This window comes from Namhaeicola litoreus (assembly GCF_042679565.1).
In the GTDB taxonomy this organism is placed as follows: Bacteria; Bacteroidota; Bacteroidia; order Flavobacteriales; family Flavobacteriaceae; genus Namhaeicola; species Namhaeicola litoreus.
Map to the genome: position 1 here is coordinate 783170 of NZ_JBHTMY010000003.1, position 23044 is coordinate 806213.

Annotated in this window: 21 protein-coding genes; 14 read left to right on the forward strand and 7 right to left on the reverse strand. The window is 37.8% G+C overall.

The window, feature by feature from the left end; translation table 11 throughout:
- Positions 1-22: 22 nt before the first annotated feature.
- The 12 genes from ACFQ39_RS10770 (at position 23) to ACFQ39_RS10825 (ending at position 11369) form a co-directional block, all read left to right on the forward strand.
- Positions 23-1171, forward strand: coding sequence for a glycosyltransferase family 4 protein (locus ACFQ39_RS10770; RefSeq protein WP_377178902.1), 1149 nt, complete (start codon positions 23-25; stop codon positions 1169-1171).
- Positions 1168-2301, forward strand: coding sequence for a hypothetical protein (locus ACFQ39_RS10775; protein ID WP_377178904.1), 1134 nt, complete (start codon positions 1168-1170; stop codon positions 2299-2301). Before ACFQ39_RS10770 ends, ACFQ39_RS10775 begins: the two co-directional genes overlap by 4 nt.
- A gap of 271 nt (positions 2302-2572) precedes the next feature.
- The gene (locus tag ACFQ39_RS10780; protein ID WP_377178906.1) at positions 2573-2947 is read left to right on the forward strand and encodes a four helix bundle protein; all 375 of its coding nucleotides are present in this window, start codon (positions 2573-2575) and stop codon (positions 2945-2947) included.
- Between the two features lie 52 nt (positions 2948-2999).
- Positions 3000-3605 (forward strand): sugar transferase, encoded by a 606-nt coding sequence (locus tag ACFQ39_RS10785; protein WP_377178908.1) that lies wholly within the window; start codon positions 3000-3002, stop codon positions 3603-3605.
- 2 nt (positions 3606-3607) lie between these two features.
- On the forward strand, positions 3608-4609 hold the full coding sequence (locus ACFQ39_RS10790) for a sugar-transfer associated ATP-grasp domain-containing protein (RefSeq protein ID WP_377178910.1): 1002 nt from the start codon (positions 3608-3610) through the stop codon (positions 4607-4609).
- On the forward strand, positions 4606-5226 hold the full coding sequence (locus tag ACFQ39_RS10795) for an acetyltransferase (protein WP_377178912.1): 621 nt from the start codon (positions 4606-4608) through the stop codon (positions 5224-5226). The genes ACFQ39_RS10790 and ACFQ39_RS10795 overlap by 4 nt, the downstream gene beginning before the upstream one ends.
- 2 nt (positions 5227-5228) lie before the next feature.
- A complete protein-coding gene (locus tag ACFQ39_RS10800) occupies positions 5229-6662 on the forward strand; it encodes an MBOAT family O-acyltransferase (protein WP_377178914.1) in 1434 nt (477 codons plus the stop codon).
- A gap of 99 nt (positions 6663-6761) precedes the next feature.
- A complete protein-coding gene (locus ACFQ39_RS10805; RefSeq protein WP_377178916.1) occupies positions 6762-7604 on the forward strand; it encodes a hypothetical protein in 843 nt (280 codons plus the stop codon).
- A gap of 254 nt (positions 7605-7858) precedes the next feature.
- Entirely contained in the window at positions 7859-8425 is a 567-nt protein-coding gene (locus tag ACFQ39_RS10810) for a YdcF family protein (protein WP_377178918.1), read from the forward strand.
- Between the two features lie 209 nt (positions 8426-8634).
- Positions 8635-9711: a non-hydrolyzing UDP-N-acetylglucosamine 2-epimerase gene (gene wecB, locus ACFQ39_RS10815; protein ID WP_377178920.1), complete on the forward strand. Its 1077-nt coding sequence runs from the start codon at positions 8635-8637 to the stop codon at positions 9709-9711.
- A gap of 94 nt (positions 9712-9805) precedes the next feature.
- The gene (locus tag ACFQ39_RS10820; protein WP_377178922.1) at positions 9806-10162 is read left to right on the forward strand and encodes a four helix bundle protein; all 357 of its coding nucleotides are present in this window, start codon (positions 9806-9808) and stop codon (positions 10160-10162) included.
- A gap of 88 nt (positions 10163-10250) precedes the next feature.
- Positions 10251-11369: a DegT/DnrJ/EryC1/StrS family aminotransferase gene (locus ACFQ39_RS10825; RefSeq protein WP_377178924.1), complete on the forward strand. Its 1119-nt coding sequence runs from the start codon at positions 10251-10253 to the stop codon at positions 11367-11369.
- A gap of 742 nt (positions 11370-12111) precedes the next feature.
- Here the strand turns inward: ACFQ39_RS10825 and ACFQ39_RS10830 are convergent.
- From ACFQ39_RS10830 to ACFQ39_RS10840, 3 genes are all read right to left on the reverse strand, one after another.
- Positions 12112-12861, reverse strand: a complete 750-nt coding sequence (locus tag ACFQ39_RS10830; protein ID WP_377178926.1) for a 5'-methylthioadenosine/adenosylhomocysteine nucleosidase — start codon at positions 12859-12861, stop codon at positions 12112-12114.
- A gap of 346 nt (positions 12862-13207) precedes the next feature.
- On the reverse strand, positions 13208-13861 hold the full coding sequence (locus ACFQ39_RS10835; protein WP_377178927.1) for an ABC transporter ATP-binding protein: 654 nt from the start codon (positions 13859-13861) through the stop codon (positions 13208-13210).
- 706 nt (positions 13862-14567) lie between these two features.
- Positions 14568-16925, reverse strand: coding sequence for a DUF5916 domain-containing protein (locus ACFQ39_RS10840; protein ID WP_377178929.1), 2358 nt, complete (start codon positions 16923-16925; stop codon positions 14568-14570).
- A gap of 259 nt (positions 16926-17184) precedes the next feature.
- On the opposite strand from ACFQ39_RS10840, the gene sucC reads away from it, so the two are divergent.
- A complete protein-coding gene (sucC, locus tag ACFQ39_RS10845) occupies positions 17185-18378 on the forward strand; it encodes an ADP-forming succinate--CoA ligase subunit beta (RefSeq protein ID WP_377178931.1) in 1194 nt (397 codons plus the stop codon).
- A gap of 306 nt (positions 18379-18684) precedes the next feature.
- Here sucC and ACFQ39_RS10850 read toward each other — a convergent pair whose 3' ends face one another.
- The 3 genes from ACFQ39_RS10850 to ACFQ39_RS10860 all read right to left on the reverse strand — a co-directional run bounded on the left by ACFQ39_RS10850 (position 18685) and on the right by ACFQ39_RS10860 (position 21209).
- Positions 18685-19053, reverse strand: a complete 369-nt coding sequence (locus ACFQ39_RS10850; RefSeq protein WP_377178932.1) for an endonuclease domain-containing protein — start codon at positions 19051-19053, stop codon at positions 18685-18687.
- A 630-nt stretch (positions 19054-19683) separates the two neighbouring features.
- Positions 19684-20694 carry a glycosyltransferase family 2 protein gene (locus ACFQ39_RS10855; RefSeq protein WP_377178933.1) on the reverse strand — a complete coding sequence of 337 codons (1011 nt, stop codon included), beginning with the start codon at positions 20692-20694 and terminating at the stop codon, positions 19684-19686.
- Between the two features lie 68 nt (positions 20695-20762).
- The gene (locus ACFQ39_RS10860) at positions 20763-21209 is read right to left on the reverse strand and encodes a type I restriction enzyme HsdR N-terminal domain-containing protein (protein WP_377178934.1); all 447 of its coding nucleotides are present in this window, start codon (positions 21207-21209) and stop codon (positions 20763-20765) included.
- 49 nt (positions 21210-21258) lie between these two features.
- Here ACFQ39_RS10860 and holA point away from each other — a divergent pair, with 49 nt between their 5' ends.
- The gene (holA, locus tag ACFQ39_RS10865; protein ID WP_377178935.1) at positions 21259-22263 is read left to right on the forward strand and encodes a DNA polymerase III subunit delta; all 1005 of its coding nucleotides are present in this window, start codon (positions 21259-21261) and stop codon (positions 22261-22263) included.
- Here holA and ACFQ39_RS10870 read toward each other — a convergent pair.
- Positions 22260-23036 carry a hypothetical protein gene (locus tag ACFQ39_RS10870; protein WP_377178936.1) on the reverse strand — a complete coding sequence of 259 codons (777 nt, stop codon included), beginning with the start codon at positions 23034-23036 and terminating at the stop codon, positions 22260-22262. The two genes, holA and ACFQ39_RS10870, sit on opposite strands and share 4 nt — an antisense overlap.
- Positions 23037-23044 lie beyond the last annotated feature (8 nt).

Genomic DNA, 23044 nt, shown 5'->3' on the forward strand with positions numbered 1-23044 from the left:
AGGTTTCTGTATTACTTTTTATATGAAATTGAAAGAAAGAAAGATGGTTGTCCTTAACCAAGCTGCCAATTATTTAACTATTGGCGTCTGTAATGAATTTGTCAATGCGGGATTTGAGGTGGTCTTAATTACAGGTAGTGTGCATGTTCAAGGAGAACCCCTGTCTCATAAAATTAAGATAGATCCTATCATCAAATGGCAGGAAGAGCACGGTATCAAAAAAGGTTTTGTATATATTCAAGCCATGTGGAGTATGTGGTGGAAACTTATGATGAAATACTCCAGACATGAGGTGTTTTTTATTTCGGTTCCCCCAATGGCTTATTTGCTCAACCTGATATTGCCCCATCGATTTTCTATGCTAATCTGGGATGTTTATCCGGATGTTTTAAAAATTACCGGGATGAAGGAGGAGCATCGGGTATATCGCATTTGGTCTCAACTCAACCGATTTTCTTTTAAAAAGGCTTACAAATTATTTACTATAGGAGAGGTGATGAAAGGTTTGTTATCTAACTATACGAACCGACAAATTTTGGTGCAACCCATCTGGTCGATTTTTCAAGAAAACAACAAAATAGCCAAAGAAAAAAATCCTTTTGTTCAAGAACATAAGTTAGAAAATAAATTGGTTGTGCAGTATTCCGGAAACATTGGCTTTACACATAAGGTTGAATTGATGCTCGAACTGGCTGAACGCCTAAAAGAAAATCAGGATATTCTATTCCAAATCATTGGGAGAGGGCCAAGAAAGTTAGAACTTGAAAAGTTGGTTAAAGAAAAAAAGCTGGAAAATTGTCAATTTTTACCTTTTCAATCTGATGAAATATTTCCTTTTTCCATATCTGCAGCGGATCTAGGTATCGTCATTCTTGACGAGCAGGCCTCTACAGGGAGTGTTCCCAGTAAATCCTACAACTTGATGAGCTACGGTATTCCTTCGCTCTACCTCGCCTCAGCAGATTCTGAGCTCAATTTCTATGCACGACATTATGAACACGCGGCCTGTTTTACAGAGAAACAATTGGATCAGGCTGCCGAATTTATACTCAAGGCCATGACCAATCGACAAGCGTATGAAAAAATGGTTTGCAACAGTCTACTTGCGTCCCAACATTTTAAAAGGGATAATGCACAAAAATTAGTTATGAAATATTTAGATGCATCATGAAGCAAAAGCTATTTAATCATATTAAGAATATTCCCGGTTGGAAAAGCAAACGAAAAATTGTACTTTTTTCTGTGGATGATTATGGCAATGTACGGCTTGATTCACAAAAGGCAAGAAAAGAACTGGACAAAGCCGGATTAAAAGTAAGTACGAGATTTGATGCTTATGATACCCTTGAAACAAAGGAAGACCTGGAACAATTGTTCGAAATACTAAACTCTGTAAAAGATGCTCATGAAAAACCTGCTGTTTTTACACCCTATGCTTTGCCATGTAACATCGATTTTGAACGTATAAAATCGGAAGAACAACGCGAATACTTTTATGAACTATTGCCTCAAACTTTTTCTAAATTAGAAGATTTACAAACTAAAGCCTATTTAGGTACCTGGCCATTATGGCTGGAGGGTATAAACAAGGGGTTTTTAAAGCCCCAATTTCACGGGAGAGAGCATTTGAATTTGGTCGTTTTTAAGGAGAAACTCAAGACAAAGGATAAAGATTTGATGGTCAATTTGGAAAACAGGTCTTATACAAGTATCGAAGCAAAAAATTATGAGCCAATAGGCTATACAGCCGCCTTTTCATTTCGCAACCAAGATGATCAAAAGGATTTCCCAGATCTAATGGAAACCGGACTCGATGCATTTGAAAAAGTATTCGGATACCCTGCCACAGTCTTTACCCCGCCCGCAGGACAGTTCCCTGTTACCCTAGAGGGAAGTTTGTCTGAATTGGGACTTCAACATCTGGATAAACCCTTTTATACAGCAAGGCATTTAGGAAATGACCAATATAAAAAGGAAATTAATGTATTAGGTTTTGATCACAAAAGTAATTTGACCTGGTTAGTACGTAATGTGGTTTTTGAACCCACTGATGATCGGGGATTGGATTGGGTTACTTATACCTTTCAACAGGTGGAAGCGGCTTTTTTCTGGGGAAAACCCGCCAATATTTCATCGCACCGGGTGAATTTTTGCGGTCATATCGACCCAAAGAATCGGGCGAAAGGTTTAGGTGCTTTGAAAGAATTACTCAAACGAATTGTCCAAAAATGGCCGGAGGTGGAGTTTATGAGTGCAGATGCGTTGGGGGATTTGATTTTGGAGGAGAGAAGGAGAGATTGAGAGAAGGAGAGATGGAGTGATTGAGAGATTGAGAGAAGGAGAGATGCTGAGAAGGGGAGATTGAGAGAAGGGGAGATTGAGAGAAGGAGTGATTGAGAAATGGAGAGATTGAGTGATTGAGAGACGGAGAGATGGAGAGAAGGAGAGATGCTGAGAAGGGGAGATTGAGAGAAGGAGTGATGGAGAGATGGAGAGATGGAGAGACGGAGAGATTGATTGATTGAGAGACTCTGAGATTTGAGGAAGTATTTAAATAAGAATATCTATAAAAATGGCGGTTATTAGAGTACATACTGATTTGGACGTTTATAAGTCGTCTTTTGAGTCGGCCATGGAAATTTTTGAATGGTCTAAAAAATTTCCTAAATCTGAGCAGTATTCGCTTACGGATCAGATCAGAAGAGCTTCGAGATCGGTTTCTGTGAATATTGCAGAAGCCTGGCGGCATAGAAGGTATTCAAAATTATTTATCTCAAAATTGTCAATTGCAGAGGGTGAAGCCGCTGAAGTACAGGTATGGTTGGATTTTGCTCTGGCCTGCGATTATATTGAATCCGATATGAGAAATTTATTAATCGAAAAATACGATCATATTATTGGGAAGATCGTCAATATGATTAACAATCCCGAAAATTGGGTTCTATGAAAAATGACTATGTTGGTTTTGTGTATGTGGAATAATTGGTCAGAAAGAGAAGATGTATAAATATTTCATTAAAAGAATATTGGATGTTGTAATTAGTTTTGGGATACTTCTGTTTATCAGTCCCATTCTGGTTTTATTGACTATCCTACTCATATTCCAGAACAAATGGAGTCCTTTCTTTTTCCAAATCAGACCAGGGAAAGATGCACAACCTTTTTCTATTATTAAGTTTAAAACAATGACGGATGAGCGGGATGGTCATGGAAATCTATTGCCCGATGTTGAACGCATGACAAATCTTGGAAAATTTATTAGAAAATGGTCGTTGGATGAATTGCCACAACTGTTTAACGTATTAAAAGGGGATATGAGTCTTGTTGGGCCAAGGCCATTGTTATTTAAGTATATTCCGTTGTATTCGGCAGAACAGAATAGGCGCCATGAAGTTAGACCCGGAATTACGGGTTGGGCACAAGTAAATGGTAGGAACAGTATCTCATGGACAGAAAAGTTTAATTTCGATATTTACTACGTGGATCATTGTTCATTTTTCTTGGATCTTAAAATTTATTGGATGACTTTTTTAAAAGTCATTCAAAGAGAAGGGATTAACCAAAGTGATGAGAGACCCATGCAACCCTTTAATGGTATAAATTAGTCATGTTTAAGAGAATTGTTTTTTTGGGTTATTATCTCAAGGAAATGGATAAACGAAAGTTTAAAAAGTTTGTAGACTTTGTTTCTGTTCAAAATAATCAATCGAAGATTTCTTTATTGAAGGATATCTTTTTATCGTCAATCATTTACAATATTTCTCCCTTGGATTATTTTTATTTTAAGTTTTACGAGAAAGATAGGCAAGAAAGGGAAACTTATGCCGGAACTGGAACTATGTATGAGTATCAATTAAAAATGAATCCAAAATCTTCCAGGAATATTTTAGAGAATAAACTATTATTTTTAAAAGAGTATAACGGCTTTATAAAACATCAATATTATAGTCTTAAAAAGGATCATATTGATAGGTTAATCAATTCGATCTATGCATCAAAATTTAAAAAAATTGTTTTAAAAAGTTCTAATGGACAGTGTGGAGAAGGTGTTGAAGTTTTAGAGATAGACCATAATAGACAATCATTAAAAGAAAAGCTCAGTCAGTCAAAAAATGACCTTTTAGAAGAATTTATTGTTCAACACGATAAGTTGATGGAACTTTCACCTTCGGGCCTCAATACAATCCGAATTTTCACGCAACTCAATGCGAATAATGTGGTGGATATTTTGGGGTGCAGGTTAAGAATTACTATTAATTCCAACGTCGATAATTTGGCTGCAGGAAATATTGCTGCTCCTGTTGATGAACTAACCGGAAAAGTAACAGGACCAGGTGTTTATAGTGACATCACAAAATCTGATGAATTTTCACATCCCATTACAGGTGTAGAAATTAAAGGTTTTCAAGTGCCTTTTTGGAAGGAAAGTATTCAAATGGTCAAATCAGCGGCTTTATTACATCCGCAAAACAGATCGATTGGCTGGGATGTGGCTATCACCAACAGTGGGCCTGAACTGTTGGAAGGGAATCACAACTGGTGCAAATTATTGTGGCAATTGCCGGTGAAAAAAGGATTAAAGAAAGAATTGGAAAAATATACAACATGAAAGATCTCATCATCATTGGAGCAGGAAATGTGGGTGGGTTTTTGGCCTTGAATCAGGAGTTATTTGAAGAGTCATACCAGATCAGGGGGTTTTTAGATGACGCCCCGGAAAAACAGGGTGAACAATTTTGGGGAATCCCCGTTTTAGGAAAGATTGATATTATTAATGAATTTAAAGATTGTGCCATTGCCGTTGGAATTTCAAATCCTAAAACCAAGAAAAGAATTCTTCAAAAAATAGGAGTAGACTTTCACTTTCCATCCTTTGTTTCAAAGAATTCATGGATTTCTAATCGTGTTAAAATTGGAAAAGGAACCATTATTTATCCTAATGTGTCGGTCAATCATGAAACCCAAATTGACGATTTTGTCATCATTAATATGAATTGTGCTATCGGACATGATTGCAGGCTTAAAAATGGATGTGCACTTGCTCCCGGAGTTAATTTGGGAGGTTTTACTACAGTTGGTGCTTATGCTGAAATTGGAATAGGTGCCTGTACAATTCAAAATATAAAGATTGGGGAAGGGGCTGTTATTGGTGGGCAGACTATGTTATTGACAGATGTAGAATCATTTTCAACCTTCATAGGGATTCCAGGTAAGAAAAAGTTGTAGATATGCTTTTTAACTCTATAGATTTTGCTTTTTTTCTTCCTATTGTGTTTATTCTTTATTGGTTCGTCACCAATAAAAGTTTAAAGCTTCAGAATTTATTAATTGTTGTCGCCAGTTATGTTTTTTACGGTTGGTGGGATTGGCGATTTTTATCACTGATTTTGTTTAGTACTATTGTAGATTATAGCATTGGAAGACTTTTATCAAATCAAGAAAACGAGAAAAAAAGAAAAGCACTACTCTGGATTAGTATTTCTGTTAATCTTGGATTTTTAGGCTTTTTTAAATATTACAATTTCTTTTTAGAAAATTTTATAACTGCTTTCACTTTCTTTGGCAGTGAGTTTAACGCTAGTTCATTAAATATCGTATTACCCGTTGGAATAAGCTTCTATACCTTCCAAACCTTAAGTTATACCATCGATGTTTATAAAAGGAAATTAGAACCCACCAAAGACTTTATTGCCTTTACCGCATTTGTAAGCTTCTTTCCACAATTGGTTGCCGGCCCTATTGAAAGAGCAAATAATTTATTACCTCAGTTTTATAAAAAACGTGAATTTTCTTATCCCAAAGCGGTTGATGGGATGCGACAGATCCTATGGGGTTTGTTTAAAAAGATCGTTATAGCTGATAATTGTGCTGAATACGTCAATCAGATTTTTAATCATTCTGAAGATTATCTGGGCAGCACTTTATTTTTAGGTGCTGTTTTCTTTGCGTTTCAGATCTATGGTGATTTTTCTGGTTACTCGGATATTGCCATTGGAACTTCTAGGCTTTTTGGGTTTAATTTGATGCAAAATTTTGCTTTTCCTTATTTCTCTAGAGATATTGCAGAATTCTGGCGAAGATGGCATATTTCTTTATCCACCTGGTTTAGAGATTATTTATATATTCCTTTAGGAGGGAGTAGAGGACCCAAATGGAAACAAATTAGAAATGTTTTTATCATTTTTATCGTCAGTGGGTTTTGGCATGGCGCCAATTGGACATTTGTTGTTTGGGGTGCTTTAAATGCAATTTATTTTTTACCCTTACTACTACTCAATCAAAATAGAGTAAATACCAACATTGTAGCAGAAGGAAAATATTTGCCAACCCTTAAAGAATTAGTCCAAATGGGAAGTACCTTTTTTATTACAGTACTTGCATGGGTGTTTTTTAGGGCAGAAAATATAAATCATGCCATTTTGTATTTAAAAGGAATGTTTACTTCTACATTTTTTTCTAGTTTCGAACTATTTCCAACTAAAATCCTACTTATTATTGGAATCTTTTTAACAATCGAATGGCTTGGTAGAAGCAAACAGTTTGCAATTCAAACTGTAGATATTCTACCTAAAATTTTACGATATTCTTTATATTCCGCAATTATCTTTTCCATTTTAGTCTATTCTGGAAAAGAACAAGCTTTCATTTATTTTCAGTTTTAGTCTATGAGAACATTTATTAAAAAAGGAATCTTTTTTATTATTTTCTTTTTGATTTTTTCAGAAATATTGTCTCGTGTTTTTCACATTAGTACAGATGCAATGAAAACATATAAAAATAGTGATGGTAATGTGAATTATTATCCAAATCAAGAAGGCTATTCAGATGGAGGAGTACATAAATGGTATGTAAATGAAATGGGCTATCCAGGAAAGAATTTACCAAATAAATATATTAATTTGGTTCTATTAATTGGAGATTCTTACATTCAAAATTTCATGAATCCTGATAGTTGTAGACAGCGAGAATTTTTATCAAAATTAAATCCTGATTATAACTTTTTAAACGTTTCTATGGCAGGTTTAAATGTGTTAGGTGAATTTGAGTATGCCAAACCCCTTGATAGCCTAAATCCAGTTTTAAAAATTATCTACGTTAGTAGTAATGACTTTTTATCAAATATTTATAAAAAAAGTAGGTATAAAGGATCCTATCAAGTTGATTTAGAATCAGGAGAAATTAAGTATCCAAAATATAAAGGCTCTAAATGGAAAGATTTATTATATAATTTTAAGTTTATTTATTATTTATATCGCAAAAATATTGACTTGTTCACTCCTAGAAGAGAAAAAGAACAGGATGAAAATGAAATATCAGAAACAGAAAGAAAAAAGGACAAAGTTCAAACAAGTGAATATGAAGATATTGCACATTTATTAGATTTTATAAAGAAAAATTACGAGTGGGAAAACGTATTGTTTGTCTTTCATCCTAATTCTGATAAAGAATTAATAAACTTAACAAGACATAAGGGATTTAAAGCGATGGAAATCATCAAGGATGAAAAAGAAAATTGGAAAACTGAAAACCATGGTCATTGGAATTGTATGGCACATGAAAAAATTGCGAGTCAAATCACGAAATTTTTAAAAGACAAACATTGAAAATATTTTTGCAATCATTCATGATTAATTAAATGCTTGATTTCTTTAAATCAATTACGAACTTATCTATGTTTTTTAGCCTCTGGGCTATTTTTTGTTTTATGAGCTACCGGTTTCAAAAGAAAAGGTTATTTTATTGGTCGGTTGTTATTGGATTTTTAGTTTTTTTGATTTGCAGCACAAGTTTTATACCCAAAATACTTATCAAAAAGTTGGAATCTGAGTATTCAATGCTTGACATAAAAAATTTAAACATGACACAGGCATATTGTATTCATGTGCTGGGAGCCGGGTATGATCTGGATACTACATTACCGGCAACTTCCCAATTGGATTTGAAAACTTTGGGAAGGCTTATAGAAGGTATTCGCGTTTTTAAACAGCTTCCAAATAGTATTTTAGTCACTTCTGGTTATGCTGGGAAAAATCTCGAAAGTCAGGCTTCGGTTGCCCGCCGTGCTGCCATAGCGTTGGGCGTGCCAAAGGACAAGATTGAAATGTTAGAAACCCCTTCAACTACCTGGGAAGAAGTGTTGGCTTTTCAACAAACATTTGAGGATAATGGTATCCCCATTATTGCTACCGATGCGGCCCATATGCCCAGGGCGATGGACATGTTTCGAGCAGCGGGATATGAACCCCAAGCTGCGCCTACAAATTTTAAAGTGAAAAGTAGGCATCATAGTTACCATGGATTTAGCTTACCAAATGTGAAATCCATTCAATTGATGGATGTTTGGTTGCATGAGGTGTTGGGGGAGTTGAAGTGGAGAATGGGTGTTGTGGTGATAGGAAGACAAAAGACAGAAGATAAAAGATAAAAGATAAAAGATAAAAGGATTCGATCAATATATTTCAAATTGGGAATCTATCATTTGAATCTAATCTTGAAATTTTTTGATAAGGGGTATAAAAGATTAATAAAGGAATGCATTACTATATTAAAATTTAATCATATTAAAGATATAGTTTTTAGAAATGTAGAATTTTCTTTCCTCTCAAAGGAAAGTTACGATAATAAGTAAAAAGTATGAAACTAGATATCATTGCCGGTGCACGGCCCAATTTTATGAAAATTGCCCCAATCATTGAGGCCTTGGAAAAAGTAAAGCCAAAGATCCAATATCGGTTGATCCACACCGGTCAGCATTACGATAAAAAGATGTCGGGTAATTTTTTTGAACAACTCGGTATACCTGAACCAGATGTCAATCTGGAAGTAGGCAGTGGTACGCAGGCAGAACAAACGGCAAGGATCATGGAGCGTTATGAAGCTTTGTTACTCAAAGACCCTGCAGATTGGGTGCTCGTCGTGGGTGATGTTACCTCTACCATGGCTTGTAGTATTGCAGCTAAAAAATTGGGGGTAGGGGTGATTCATGTAGAAGGAGGAATCCGATCGAATGATTTATCCATGCCCGAAGAGATCAACCGTATGGTAACCGATAGTATCACGGATATTTTCTATACGACCAGCGAAGTGGCCAATGAGAACCTTAGAAAACTTGGGCATCATGAATCAAAAATTAGATATGTTGGAAATACCATGATCGATACTTTACTTAAGAACATGCCTCGATTTATTCAACCTGAAGCCTGGGAGGATTTTGACTTGAAAGAGAAGGGTTATTTTGTGATGACGCTGCATAGACCTGCCAATGTGGATGAGGAAGCCAAGTTGAAATACCTGATCGATGAGATTGTCAAAGGAGCGAAGGGAATGCCCATCATTTTTCCGGTACACCCCAGAACAGCCAAGAGTTTAAAAGGGATTGGTATAGAGGCCAACACCCTGCATATGATCGAACCACTTGGCTATCTGGAATTCAATTATCTGGTGCAACACGCTTTTGCCGTGATCACGGATTCTGGTGGAATTACAGAAGAAACCACGGTAATGAAAGTGCCTTGTATGACATTGAGGGATAATACGGAAAGGCCTGAAACCATAACGATCGGTACCAATGAGTTGGTAGGAACTAACCCAAAGAATGTGGCGCCGTTTATGGAAAAACTGCACAGAGGCGACTGGAAAGCAGGAGACATTCCTTATTTATGGGATGGGAAGACGGCGGAGAGGATTGTGGAGGATCTTTTGAAGATGTAAGAAGCAAGAGAAAAGATAAAAGATAAAAGATAAAAGATAAAAGATAAAAGATAAAAGATAAAAGAAGCAAGATAAGAGACAAAAGGGATTTTTTATGCAAAATGATTTATCAAAAAGATTATTTACTTTTTCAGTCTCTGTAATAAAATTCGTTCGAACGTTGCCATTTCAGGTTGAATATAAGGTGATCAATTATCAATTAATAAAAAGTGCCACCTCAGCAGGAGCAAATTATGAAGAAGCTCAGGCAGGAATTTCTAAAGCGGATTTTACGAATAAAGTGAGAATTGCATTGAAAGAAATGAAAGAGACAAATTATTGGTTAAGGATAATCAAAGAGATCATTGATCCGTCAAGCGTTGATATCGAAAATTTAACATCTTTAATTGACGAATCATTGGCGTTGAATAAAATTTTAGGGTCTATCGTTACAAGATCGAAAAACACATAGTATTTTTAGTATTAAAAATTAAAGTTGATCAGAGAGATGATTCATATTAAATCTTTTTCTTTGGTCATTTTTATTTTATCTTAGTTTTATGAATAAAAAAATCTGGCTTTCTTCTCCTCATTTAACAGGGGAAGAGCAAAAATATGTCCAAGAAGCTTTTGAGACGAACTGGGTAGCACCGTTGGGTCCCAATGTGAATGGCCTGGAAAAAGATATTTGTGACTTTACAGGAGCAAAATCCTGTTCGGTATTGAGTTCGGGATCAGCAGCGATACATCTGGCAATGATCTTGCTGGGCGTTGAACAGGATGATGAAGTACTTTGTTCTTCCTTTACATTTTCTGCTACGGCCAATCCCATACGCTATCAAAAAGCCATTCCCATCTTTGTAGATTCGGAAAGAGACACCTGGAATATGGATCCTATCCTTTTGGAAAAAGCCATTTTAGACAGGAATTCTAAAGGGAAAAAGCCAAAGGCTATTTTGCTCGTGCATTTGTACGGAATGCCCGCAAAAATGAAAGAGATCATGGCCATCTCCGAAAAATACAATATTCCTATCATAGAAGATGCGGCAGAAGCGATGGGTGCCTTTTATCAAGGGAAACATATGGGGACTTTTGGCGAATTGGGTGTGTTTTCTTTTAATGGGAACAAGATCATTACGACTTCAGGAGGCGGCGCTTTGGTTGCGAACAATGCTGATTATTGTAAAAAAGCTACTTTTTTGGCTACCCAAGCCCGGGATGAGGCGCCACATTACCAGCATTCTGAAATTGGGTATAACTATCGTATGAGCAATATTGTGGCAGGGATAGGCAGAGGACAAATGGAAGTTTTGAAAGATAGGGTAGAGGCGCGAAGAGAAAATTTTGATTATTATCAAAAGGCTTTTGCGGGTTTGCCTGTTACTTTTGTAGAAGAAGCTGAAGGATTTTTTGCCAATCGTTGGTTGACGACCATATTAACAGATAGTTATAACACGAGGGAAATGATTCGATTGGCTTTGGAAAAAGAGAACATAGAATCTCGTCCGCTATGGAAACCTATGCATCTGCAACCTGTTTTTGAGGAGTTTCCGGCTTATACCAATGGCGTTTCTGAGGATCTGTTTGAAAGAGGTTTGTGTTTGCCGAGTGGGTCGAATTTGACAAGGGAAGATCTGGATAGGGTTGTGGCAATTGTAAAAGAGGTTTTATCAAAATAACCACCCCGGTACTTTGTACCACCCCCTGCCTCGCCATGCCAAGGGCAGGTGAACCGGCAGGCAGGATCCTGAGAGGAGGGGAATGAACCACCCCGTCACTCTGTGACACCCCTCCTGAAAGGAGGGGATGGATTGTAAGATAATATCTTTGTTAATATAACCACCCCGGTACTTCGTACCACCCCCTGCCTCGCCGGCAGGCGGGCTCCTAAGAGGAGGGGACGGATAAAAAGTAAATTTGATTGTAATATAAGCACCTCGGTACTACGTAATATGCCCCTTCCACAGGCAAGCTCCTGAGAGGAGGGGAAGGCTTTTGGCAGGGTTAGTTTAACGATTCTCCTCCTTTTAGGAGGAGTACCCGAAGGGGGAGGTGGTTACCACCCCTGTACTTCGCACCACCTCCTGCCTCGCCATGCCAAGGGGAGGTGAACCGGCAGGCTCCTAATAGGGGGGAAGTTCAGTAAGAAAAATTGTTGGAAATATAACCACCCCGGTACTTTGTACCACCCCTCCTAAGAGGAGGGGAAGTTTGGTTTAGGAATTGAGATCTCCCGACTTCGCTTCGCTCTGAAAAACGCATTTATGGCACTTCATTCACTATCGCTGACGAACAGACGGGGAGACTGCTGTTATGTAATTTGTTTTTTTGAAAATAACCACCCCGGCTTTCAGCCACCCCCTGCCTCGCCGGCAGGCGGGCCTGTCTGCCGATAGGCAGGCTCCTTATAGGAGGGGAAGATTAACTATTGACTAAATAGTTTTTCAGGATTCCAAGCGCGTAATTACTGGCAATTTCTTTGGCAAAAGCCGGAAAGTCGATGTGGCTATTGTCATTAGCTTTATCGGAGATAGTCCTGAAAATTGAAAAGGGCATAGCGTATTCAAAACATACCTGGGCCACTGCGGCACCCTCCATTTCTGCACAAACAACGGTGGCTAAGCCGGATTTAATTTTTTTGATTTCTTCTTTTTCAGAGATAAACTGATCTCCACTGGCAATATCTCCTACAATGATTTTTGGCGCTGTTATACCAAATTTTTCTGCCTGATTCTTTGGGATAAAACCATCCAATACTTCCAAAAAGTTTTGACAAGCTTTAGTCAACTTCTTTCTGTTTTTGGTATCCGTTTCAAAATAGGTTTTGCCTAACAAAGGGACTTCATACCTTTTGACAATGGGAGAACCATCCAGGTCATGTTGAAACATTTTCTTCCCAACTACGATATCCCCGATATTTATATTTTCATCTAAAGCACCAGCTACACCGGTAAAAACAATTTCTGAAAGATTAAAGTCTTCAATCAATTGTGTCGCTGTGGTTGCCGCAGCTACCTTTCCCCATCGAGAAAAAACCAGAACTATTTCTCTGCCATACAATTCTCCAACATGGTAAGTACGCATTCCTTTTATATGCGATCTATGAGTGGTCATGTGATCTATGACTGCTTCAATCTCTTCCGGCATGGCGCTTATGATTCCTATTGGCATAATTTAGGATATTTGGTTATACGGTTATGCAGTTATGCGGTTATACAGTTATACGTTGAAATAGTGATGGTGTGATTGAATCATGGATCTTTTTATTTGAGGCCAAGTTTTAAATTTTTATCCTTTATCCCTTATTCAGTGCAATTTATACTTGGTCCTTTGTCCTTGCCTGCGGTGGGTTATACAGTGAAATAGTGATATCATGCATAGTTAATAATCAACATTCATCTTTATGCCCCGCGAAACTGCATAGCCGCATAACTGTTTCACTGCTTCCCTCATCATCATTCACCATTTAACTCTACATTCAACATTCATAACTAAAAAGCTTTATCCTTCCACAGGGTCATGTAATTTTACCGTCCTTCATGATCAGGGTTCTGTCGGCGAGATTAGCCAGTTCAGGATTGTGTGAGACGATCACGAAAGTTTGCCCAAATTTTTCGCGCAATTCAAAAATCAATTTGTACAAATTCTGCGCTGTTTGGGTATCTAAATTTCCACTGGGTTCATCGGCAAAAATCACATCAGGTTGATTGATCAAAGCTCTGGCTATGGCTACCCTTTGCTGTTCACCACCGGATAACTCGGCCGGTTTATGTTCATAGCGATGAGATAAACCTAAAAAATCCAATAATTCTTTTGCTTCTTTTTCTACCTCTTTTTTGGGTCGGTTGGCAATAAATGCGGGAATACAAACATTTTCGAGTGCCGTGAACTCCGGCAAAAGTTGATGAAATTGAAAGACGAAACCGATGTGTTTATTTCTGAACTTCGAAATGGCTTTATCTTCCAAGTTCGTTAGGTCCGTTTGATTGATACTTAGCGCATCAACTTTGGTGGGTTTGTCGAGTGTACCGAGAATTTGTAAAAGTGTCGTTTTTCCTGCTCCACTGGGACCAACAATGGCCACGATCTCGCCTTTTTCTATGTGGAGATCAACTCCTTTTAAAACCTCTACTTCTCCGTAATTTTTATGAATGTTTTTTGCTGTGATCATTATTTTGAACTAGTTGAGCAAATTACGTAAAAATATAGAAAATGGCGTGTAATTAATTTTTTTGGTTCAACGGTTATAAGTTTATACAGTTATGCGGTTATGCAGTTATACGGTCATGCGTTATTTATTTGGGAACTTTGTTCTATATCCTTTATATCCTACGGAAGGTTTGCCAACCGGGTAGTTATTTGATTATTGTGTTTTGGTTTTTCTTACAGAGCGAGTGTTTCCTCTTGTTAGTCGGAAATTGTCTTCCTACTGTTTTCTTGATAAAAAAGTAGATAAACCCACCTGCCGAACAGGCAGGAAAGGCAAGTCTGTTCGAATACGATTGCATTGCACCGTTAATTATCGTTCCTCTATGCTCTTTTTTCTATCGCTGTGCTCTGAAAAATGCATTTATGGCACATCATTCACTATCTCTGACGAACGGACGGGGAAAAGGCTGTTATGTAATTTGATTTTTTTGAAAATAACCACCCCGTCGCTTTGCGACACCCCTCCTAAAAGGAGGGGAAGCTCTTTTTATTTAAGTATTTTAAACATATTAACCACCCCGTCGCTTTGCAACACCCTACTAAAAGGAGGGGATGGTTTGTAAGATAATATCTTTGTTAATATAACCACCCCGGTACTGCGTACCACCCCCTGCCACGAGCAGGCAGGCTCTTAAGAGGAGGGGAAGTGGGATGTAACTATTTAATTCTTATTGTACCCAGGTGCGTACTTTGTTGTAATCTAAGAAATAGACCAGTTTTATTGAAAAACTATGTCCAAAGGGTTGGTCGAACAAATTGGAAATGTTTCCAAAATAATTATCTTCTGATTGTCCTAAATCATTTTCAAAATCTAAAAGTGAGTTTCTATAGAGAGCGACGAGTTCACTGCCTCTTGAGAAAACCCAAACATAGCGAAGGTCAAAATTCCAAGAGTGAAAATTGAGGTCGTTGTCTTCGTAATAGTCCGTTTCCACTAAAGAACCATCTTTTTGTAATGCAAAATATTGATCTTTGTATTTTACAGGCGACCAATAATTTCTGAGTGCCAAGGACAGGGCAGATCGGTCGTTAAAATTATACTTAGCAGTCAGAACATTTTCTAATTCTTTTCTCTCCCTTTCTCCAAAAATAATGGTCCCGTCATCCAGACTCGTTACGAAACCCAGCTCATCAATTGCCAATTCTCTGCTGATACCGAATTGCATAAAAAACTTGTCGCTAAACCTGTATTGGGGGTAAAAACCGATTTCGTATTCATATCCACCTTCTCCGATATACCTCGAAAAATCTCCTCTAGCTTCCAAGGCAAATTTCTTTCTAAAATCCGTAGAAATAAACCCGTTCATTCTTATCCTTGGGTCTCTTACCCAATATCTCCCTTCGGTTCGGGGTTCAAAATAGTCTACCCGGGGTCCTATATTTCCCCCAATTTCTCCTCCAAAAGCAAATTGTTCTTTCGTGACAAAAAAAGTGTTTAATTCTATGTAATTGCTCACGCTTACATTAGGATCAAATCTTCTAAAATGACCTGCAAAAAGCCTGATGCGATAATTGTTAAAGTTTTTGGTGGGTTCAAATATGCGATAACTCAATTCGCCCATAAAATCCATAAAATTATTGTTTCGGTTGAAACCCAGGTCATTTTTATCGTATTTGTCGTCCATGAACCTGCTGCGTAATTCATAGCGGAACTTACCTTCTGTTCTTTCATAAGCCAAATTTCCTGCATATCCGGTAGTAGTTTGCCCGTCTTCAGAGACATTACTCATGCTACCATCTCCATAGACGACAAAGGTGTTTTTTTTATTGGCAATATTGTAAAATAGCGAAGTCACATTGGCATCTCTGAAACTTCCTGATCGGGTGACATTGGTATTCGCCAAACCGATGGAGGAGTTTTTATTAAACTCTTGGTCAATGACAAAAATATTATAATTGGTTAGAGGTTCGGTCACAATTTTTTCTTTTTCACCAGAAATGGTATCTCTGACCACGGCCTCTGTTTCTCTAGTGACGGCATTCAAAACTGCCATCCCCAGGCCTTTTTTTGTTCTTCCGGTCACCTTTACCGCATTCAGAACATCCACCTGGGTTGGATTGTCGAGAATCTCATATTGTGGGTTTTCTTCTGTAAATTCTTCGATATCGCCATTTCCAACAGGTCTGTTGCCAATTCTTCTAGAGAAAAACAGATCACCTTTGTTTAAAATATCAGCTCCTTCTATAAAGAACTGTCGCTGCTCAGCAAAGACCTGTTCGAAAGGACCTAAATTAAGCGCTATATTGTCGAATCCAGCCTGACTAAAATCGGGTATGAGGGTAGCGATCAGGGTGAAGTTGTTGGTGATGCCATATTTGATATCCATTCCAAATGCTAAGTTGGTATCTGTGGTTCCGTCAAAATCTGAAGCGATAAAGGAAGTAAAGGGAAAAAAACTAAGTCGGATAGGAGGATCAATGTTGTTAATACCTGTTAAAATACCTGCATACTGCGACATGTTGCCTTTGGTTCTATCAACAAAATACCAGGTGTATTGCTCTCTTTTACTTTCTATACGGCGGTGGAAATTTAGGCCCCAAACTTGTTTTTCCTCTTTTGGCATACGGAGGGCAGCAAAAGGAATTTTTATTTCTACAGCCCAGCCATCCTCATTCATTTGGATGTTGCTAAACCAGACCTCATTCCAACTAAAATCTTCGCCATTCGCCAAAGATACCTGGGCATCGAGTTGAACGCCTGCCGCACTCACAAAAAATTCAAATTCATTTTGTCCGTCGTTACTCGGGTTGATGATCACCGCGAAAAAGTCTGTATTTCCTAGATTATCTCGTTCTGAAAGTTGCTTTAAAATTCGTTCAGGCTTGGCATCATATAAATATGCGCCTACATAAATGCCCTGGTCGTCATATAGAATTTTAACTTCTGTTTTCTGATCTTCAGGCTCTCTGTCGCCGTTTCCGGGTCTTAACATGACAAAATCTTTGGCAATTTCTGCGGTCTGCCAAGCAGCTTCATCTAAGATACCATCCACTTTAATCAACTCCTCTGTTCTTGTGGCTTTCAAAAATTTTTTATTTGAAGGACCATCTTGTGAAAAAGTATAGGAACAGAAAAAAAGGAAGAGAAATAATGGTATAAATTTCATCAAAGTTAAGCATGTAAAATATATTTGCGAAATTCCTAAATCTTTCACTGAATTCTCATAAAATTGTGTTAAACCAAAAGAAAAAAACTAAACAATTTGACGATAAAAAAGTTTAGTGTACTGCAGTATTTTAATTAAATCCTTACTTTTGTAACGTTTCAAATAAAAATCATTCGTAATGAATTTACACGAGTATCAAGGAAAGGAAATTTTAAGCAGTTTTGGTGTAAGAGTCCAAAGAGGTATAGTTGCTGATAATCATAAAAGTGCCGTAGATGCGGCCAAACAATTAAGCGCTGAAACCGGCACAGGTTGGTGGGTCATCAAAGCCCAGATCCACGCCGGTGGAAGGGGTAAAGGGGGAGGAGTGAAACTCGCCAAAAATTTAGGAGAGGTAGAAAGTATTTCAAAAAATATCATTGGTATGATGTTGAAAACACCTCAAACTCCACCACAAGGAAAGAAAGTACATCAGGTTTTGATCGCTGAAGATGTATACTATCCTGGTGATTCTGAACCAGAAGAATTTTATATGTCGGTTTTATTAAATCGTGGTGCGGGTAAAAACATGATCATGTATTCTACAGAAGGTGGAATGGATATAGAAACAGTAGCCGAAGAAACACCACATTTGATCTTTTTGGAGGAAGTTGATCCTGCAACCGGATTGTTGCCTTTTCAAGCAAGAAAGATTGCCTTTAATTTAGGCTTAAGCGGAAAAGCATTTAAAGAAATGACCAAATTTGCCACTTCTTTGTATGAAGCTTATGTGAAATCGGATGCCACTTTATTTGAGATCAACCCTGTATTAAAAACGTCAGATGATAAAATTTTGGCTGTAGATGCAAAAGTGACCTTGGATAATAATGCACTTTTCCGTCATAAAGATTATGTGGATCTAAGAGATCTGAGAGAAGAAAGTCCGATAGAAGTAGAGGCCAATGCCGCAGGTTTAAATTATGTAGATCTGGATGGAAATGTTGGTTGTATGGTAAATGGAGCAGGTTTGGCGATGTCGACCATGGATCTGATCAAACAATCAGGAGGTGAGCCTGCTAACTTTTTAGATGTCGGTGGAACAGCCGATGCGGAAAGGGTAGAAACCGGATTCAGGATTATTTTGAAGGACCCTGCGGTGAAAGCTATTTTGGTCAATATTTTTGGAGGTATTGTGCGTTGTGACCGTGTAGCTCAAGGAATTGTTGATGCTTATAAAAATATGGGTGATGAGATCAAAGTTCCTATTATTGTTCGATTACAAGGTACCAATGCGGTAGAAGCCAAAGAATTGATTGATAAAAGTGGTTTGAACGTTATTTCTGTGGTTGAGTTCAAAGAGGCGGCAGATAAGGTTCAGGAAGTGTTGGGATAATTTCAAATTCTAAAAGATATAATTATTCTCGTATATTGGAATCGAGAAGCAATTGCAAATTCTAAAAAGGCCATCAGATTGATGGTCTTTTTTTTACCACCCCGGTACTGCGTACCACCCCCTGCCAAAGGCAGGCAGGCTCCTAAGAGGATAACCACCCCGGCTTTCAGCCACCCCCTGCCTCGCCGGCAGGCGGGCTCCTAAAAGGAGGGGAAGGTAGGATAGAAAAATTGACTTGAATTAACCACCCCGACATTACATGACAGCCCCCTGCCAAAGGCAGGCAGGATCCTGAGAGGAGGGGATTTAGGTTTTGATGTGATCTAAAATTGCGTTGACAATGATTTCAGGATTCTTAAAAACCATGTCATTTTCAAATCTTAATACTTTTATTCCAAGTTTTTCTAGCAGAAAATCTCTTTGATGATCCTTTTGTTCTGAAATGGGGTTCTTATGAATTTCTCCATCTAATTCGATGGCGATTTTTTTTGCAGGACAGTAAAAATCAAGAATGAAGTTGTAAATACTGTATTGTCGTCTAAATTTCAAGCCATTGATTTGCTTATTTTTTACATATTGCCAAAGCCGTATTTCTGCTTTTGTGCTATTATTCCTCAAAAATTTTCTTTTTTGGGTTAGATGGGGTTTGTTTTGATGGTTATACTTCCTTTTCATAATTTTTTATGAATAAGAAGATAAAAAGTTAACGTTGGATATTTAACCACCCCGGCTTTCATCCACCCCCTGCCTCGCCGGCAGGCGGGCTCCTAAAAGGAGGGGATGCAAAAGTTTAACACTATTAAATGTATGTAAAACTTCTCCTCCTTTTAGGAGGAGTACCCGAAGGGGGAGGTGGTTACCACGCCCTGCCTTGCCATCCCTAAGGCTGGTAAAATGGCATGCGGGCTTGTCTGCCGACAGGTAGGCTTCTAATAGGAGGGGATGGATTGTAAGATAATATCTTTGTTAATATAACCACCCCGGCTTTCAGCCACCCCCTGCCTCGCTTGTAGGCGGGCTCCTAAAAGGAGGGGATGCAAAAGTTTAACACTATTAAATGTATGTAAAACTTCTCCTCCTTTTAGGAGGAGTACCCGAAGGGGGAGGTGGTTACCACGCCCTGCCTTGCCATCCCTAAGGCTGGTAAAATGGCATGCGGGCTTGTCTGCCGACAGGTAGGCTCCTAAGAGGAGGGGAAGGTTGGAAATCAAGATTGTAGTTTCTAGAACCATCCCGGCTTTCAGCCACCCCCTTCCAAAGGCAGGCAGGCTCCTAAGAGGAGGGGAAGGTTTGAACAAAGTATAATTAGCCGTTGGTATGTAATTCGTTGTAAGTCTTTTTTCTCAAAGCGAAATGCTCCCATACAATGCTGAAACAATCAAAGTATCTGGTTTGTTTAAAAGAGATGTATTTTCTTTTTCTTAGCATTTTTGGGAGGTACCAATAAAAGCTAAAATGGGCGCGCAGAATTGCCCATGAATGAATGGGTCTCAATTCAAAGATAAATTTGAGTGCGGCTACTCCATCGAGAACCAAACGTGCTAAAACCACAATAACCACATAGCGTTTTGGCACATTCTTGGCAATCGTGAACAAACTATTTCTGAAGTTTAAAAATGTTTTACGCGGATTTGATTCCTGCAATGTGGCTCCTCCAACATGGTAAACCGCAGAAGCTCCCACATATTTAATTTCAAAACCTTCATTCTGTATTCTCCAGCAAAGATCAATTTCTTCCTGATGAGAGAAATAATTTTCGTCTAAACCTTTTAGTTTATGATAAACTTGAGATCTGATAAACAAACAAGCTCCACTACCCCAGAAAACCGGGTAGGTATCATTAAACTGGGCATGATCAGTTTCTAAATGGTTAAAAACCCTTCCTTTACAATATGGATAGCCGAAAAAATCGACATAACCACCTGCGGCTCCTGCATATTCAAATTTGGTCTTGTCTTTATAATCCAAGAGTTTGGGTTGGATAACGGCTGTATTTTCAGATTTTTTAAATTCTTCGGCAATAGGATCTAACCATCCTTCAGTCACTTCAATGTCTGAATTTACCAAGGCATAAATGTCTCCATCAATCCTTTTTAAAGCGTCATTATACCCCTTTGCATAACCACCATTGGTGGTATTTTGTACAATTTTTATTTCGGGATAATTCTTTTTCAGGAAATTGATAGAACCATCTGTAGAAGCGTTGTCGGCTATATAAATATCGGCTTTGTCTTTGCTGTGAAGTACAACGGATGGTAAGAACTTTTCTAATAATTTTTCTCCATTCCAGTTAAGTATGACTACCGCTATTTTCAATTTACTATGCTTCTATAAAGGTTGCAAACTTAAAATAAAAGCCCAGATATTTAGCCTTTTTAAAGTATTTATTTTTGATAAGTGGGAAGTTCGGGAAGAAAGACATAGGCCTCGTTGGTATGGTCGATGGCACAGTAATAATGCTGTAATCCGTTTGTGACCATAAGCACATTCGCGTTTAATTTTAAATTGTACCTGGCGATTTGGTCAAAAGAATTTTGAGTGATGGAAATATGTGGTGCTTTGCATTCAATGATGACATCGGGTTGACCACTTTTATCGAATATCAGAATGTCTGTGCGCTTTGTTATTTTATTGAGTTGTAATTGTTTCTCTATGGCAATAATGGAGGCAGGATATTTTTTTGCGTTTATAAGCCAGTGAAGAACATGTTGTCTCACCCATTCTTCAGGTGTTAACACGACCTCTTTTTTTCTCAGGATGTCAAAAATAAACACTTTATTTTCTTTACTTTTGAGCCTGAAGGGATAGGTTGGAAAATTTAATTCGACCATATGTCGTATACTTATGCTGCTTTCTAGGAGGCTAAATTAACCATTATACATGAATCGGGTAAAACAAATTCAAGAGGATATTTCAAAGGGTCATGTTCAACCTATTTATTTTTTGATGGGTGAGGAGGCTTATTATATCGACAGAATTACGGCTATAATCGAAAATGATGTTTTAAAAGAAGAAGAAAAGGGATTTAATCAGCTGGTTTTGTACGGTAGAGATGTGAGTGTAGACGACATTATTTCCAATGCAAAACGCTATCCTATGATGGCTGAAAGACAGGTTGTGATCGTGAAAGAAGCACAACATTTGTCCAGGACGATCGAAGATCTATGTGCCTATGCCGAAAATCCGCAAATGAGTACGGTTTTAGTGATTTGCTATAAGTACAAAACACTAGATAAAAGAAAGAAACTAGCCAAAGTTATCGGGAAACACGGAGTTTTATTTGAAAGTAAAAAGCTCTATGAAAATCAAGTACCCGATTGGATCGACTATGTGCTCAATGAAAAAGGTTATACCATTCAGGTAAAGGCTGCTCAGATGCTGGTAGAGTTTTTAGGGACGGATCTGGGAAAAATCAGCAATGAATTGGAAAAACTCATGCTGATCGTGCCGGCCCAAACACAGATCAATGCTACTCATATTGAAGAAAATATAGGTATCAGCAAAGATTTTAATAATTTCGAATTAAAGAGTGCCATCATAGAGCGAAATGTTTTTAAAGCCAATCAAATCATACAGTATTTTTCACAAAACCCAAAGAGCAATCCTATCATCATGACCATTTCTCTGCTCAACTCTTTTTTTACACAATTGTTGATGTATCATGGGTTAAAGGATAAAGGAAGAATCAATGCTTCAAAGGCATTAGGAGTCAGTCCTTATGCTTTAAAAGACATAGAAAGGGCCGCTAAAACTTATCCTATGAGAAAAGTAGCACAAGTCATCTCACATTTAAGAGAAGCAGATCTTCAAAGTAAAGGGGTGAATGCTGGGCAATCAACACATGGGGATATATTGAAACAACTTCTTTTTAAGATTTTGCACTAGTCTTGCAGATACTGCGTTGTGACCGGATGTTCTTCATTTAATTGTAAATAATCATTTTCTAGATCAAAACCATTTTTATTATAAGGTACGGCATTGATCAAAATTTCATGAACACACCAAGGGTCTATACATCCTGAGTTCTTGCTTCTCAACACAATGCTCGAGACTTTGTCGGGATAGAGTAGAACCATTTTTTTCATTTCCTCGGTGTTTGGAGAGCGTTGATTTGATTGATCTTCTATTGCATAAACCGCGTAAATCGCATGGAGTTGTCCTGCAATATTTGAAGTTATGGTTGTTTTAGGTGTATCCGACCCAATGGCTCCATCCAGGTTGTAATATTCGATTTTATTTAATAATTCGGTAGCTTTATTTTCAGCCAAATCATGAAAAAACTTATGAGCCACAAAACTTCCGCTGGAATGCGCCAATACGATGATCTTATTGTTTATGGTACCACTCCTTAGGTGATTTGTTAAACTATGTAATGCGATTTCATCATCTTTATAATACACGTCATCAGGTCCTTTGACCGCATACATTTCTTTCAGTTGCAAAGAGGATTTGGCCTTATTTATTTCTTGGGCCCAATTCTCTACCCAGGCTTTTTGGGTACTCCATCCGCCAAAGCAAATCAATGTGTTTTGTTGCGTAGAATCAATGAGGTGATATCCTATACCTTTTGAAATTGACTCAAAATTTTGATTATTTTCCTGGGCAAAGGAAAAAAAGGTAGAGTAAAAACAAAAAAGAAGGGTTGATCTATTTATCATAGCAGGAA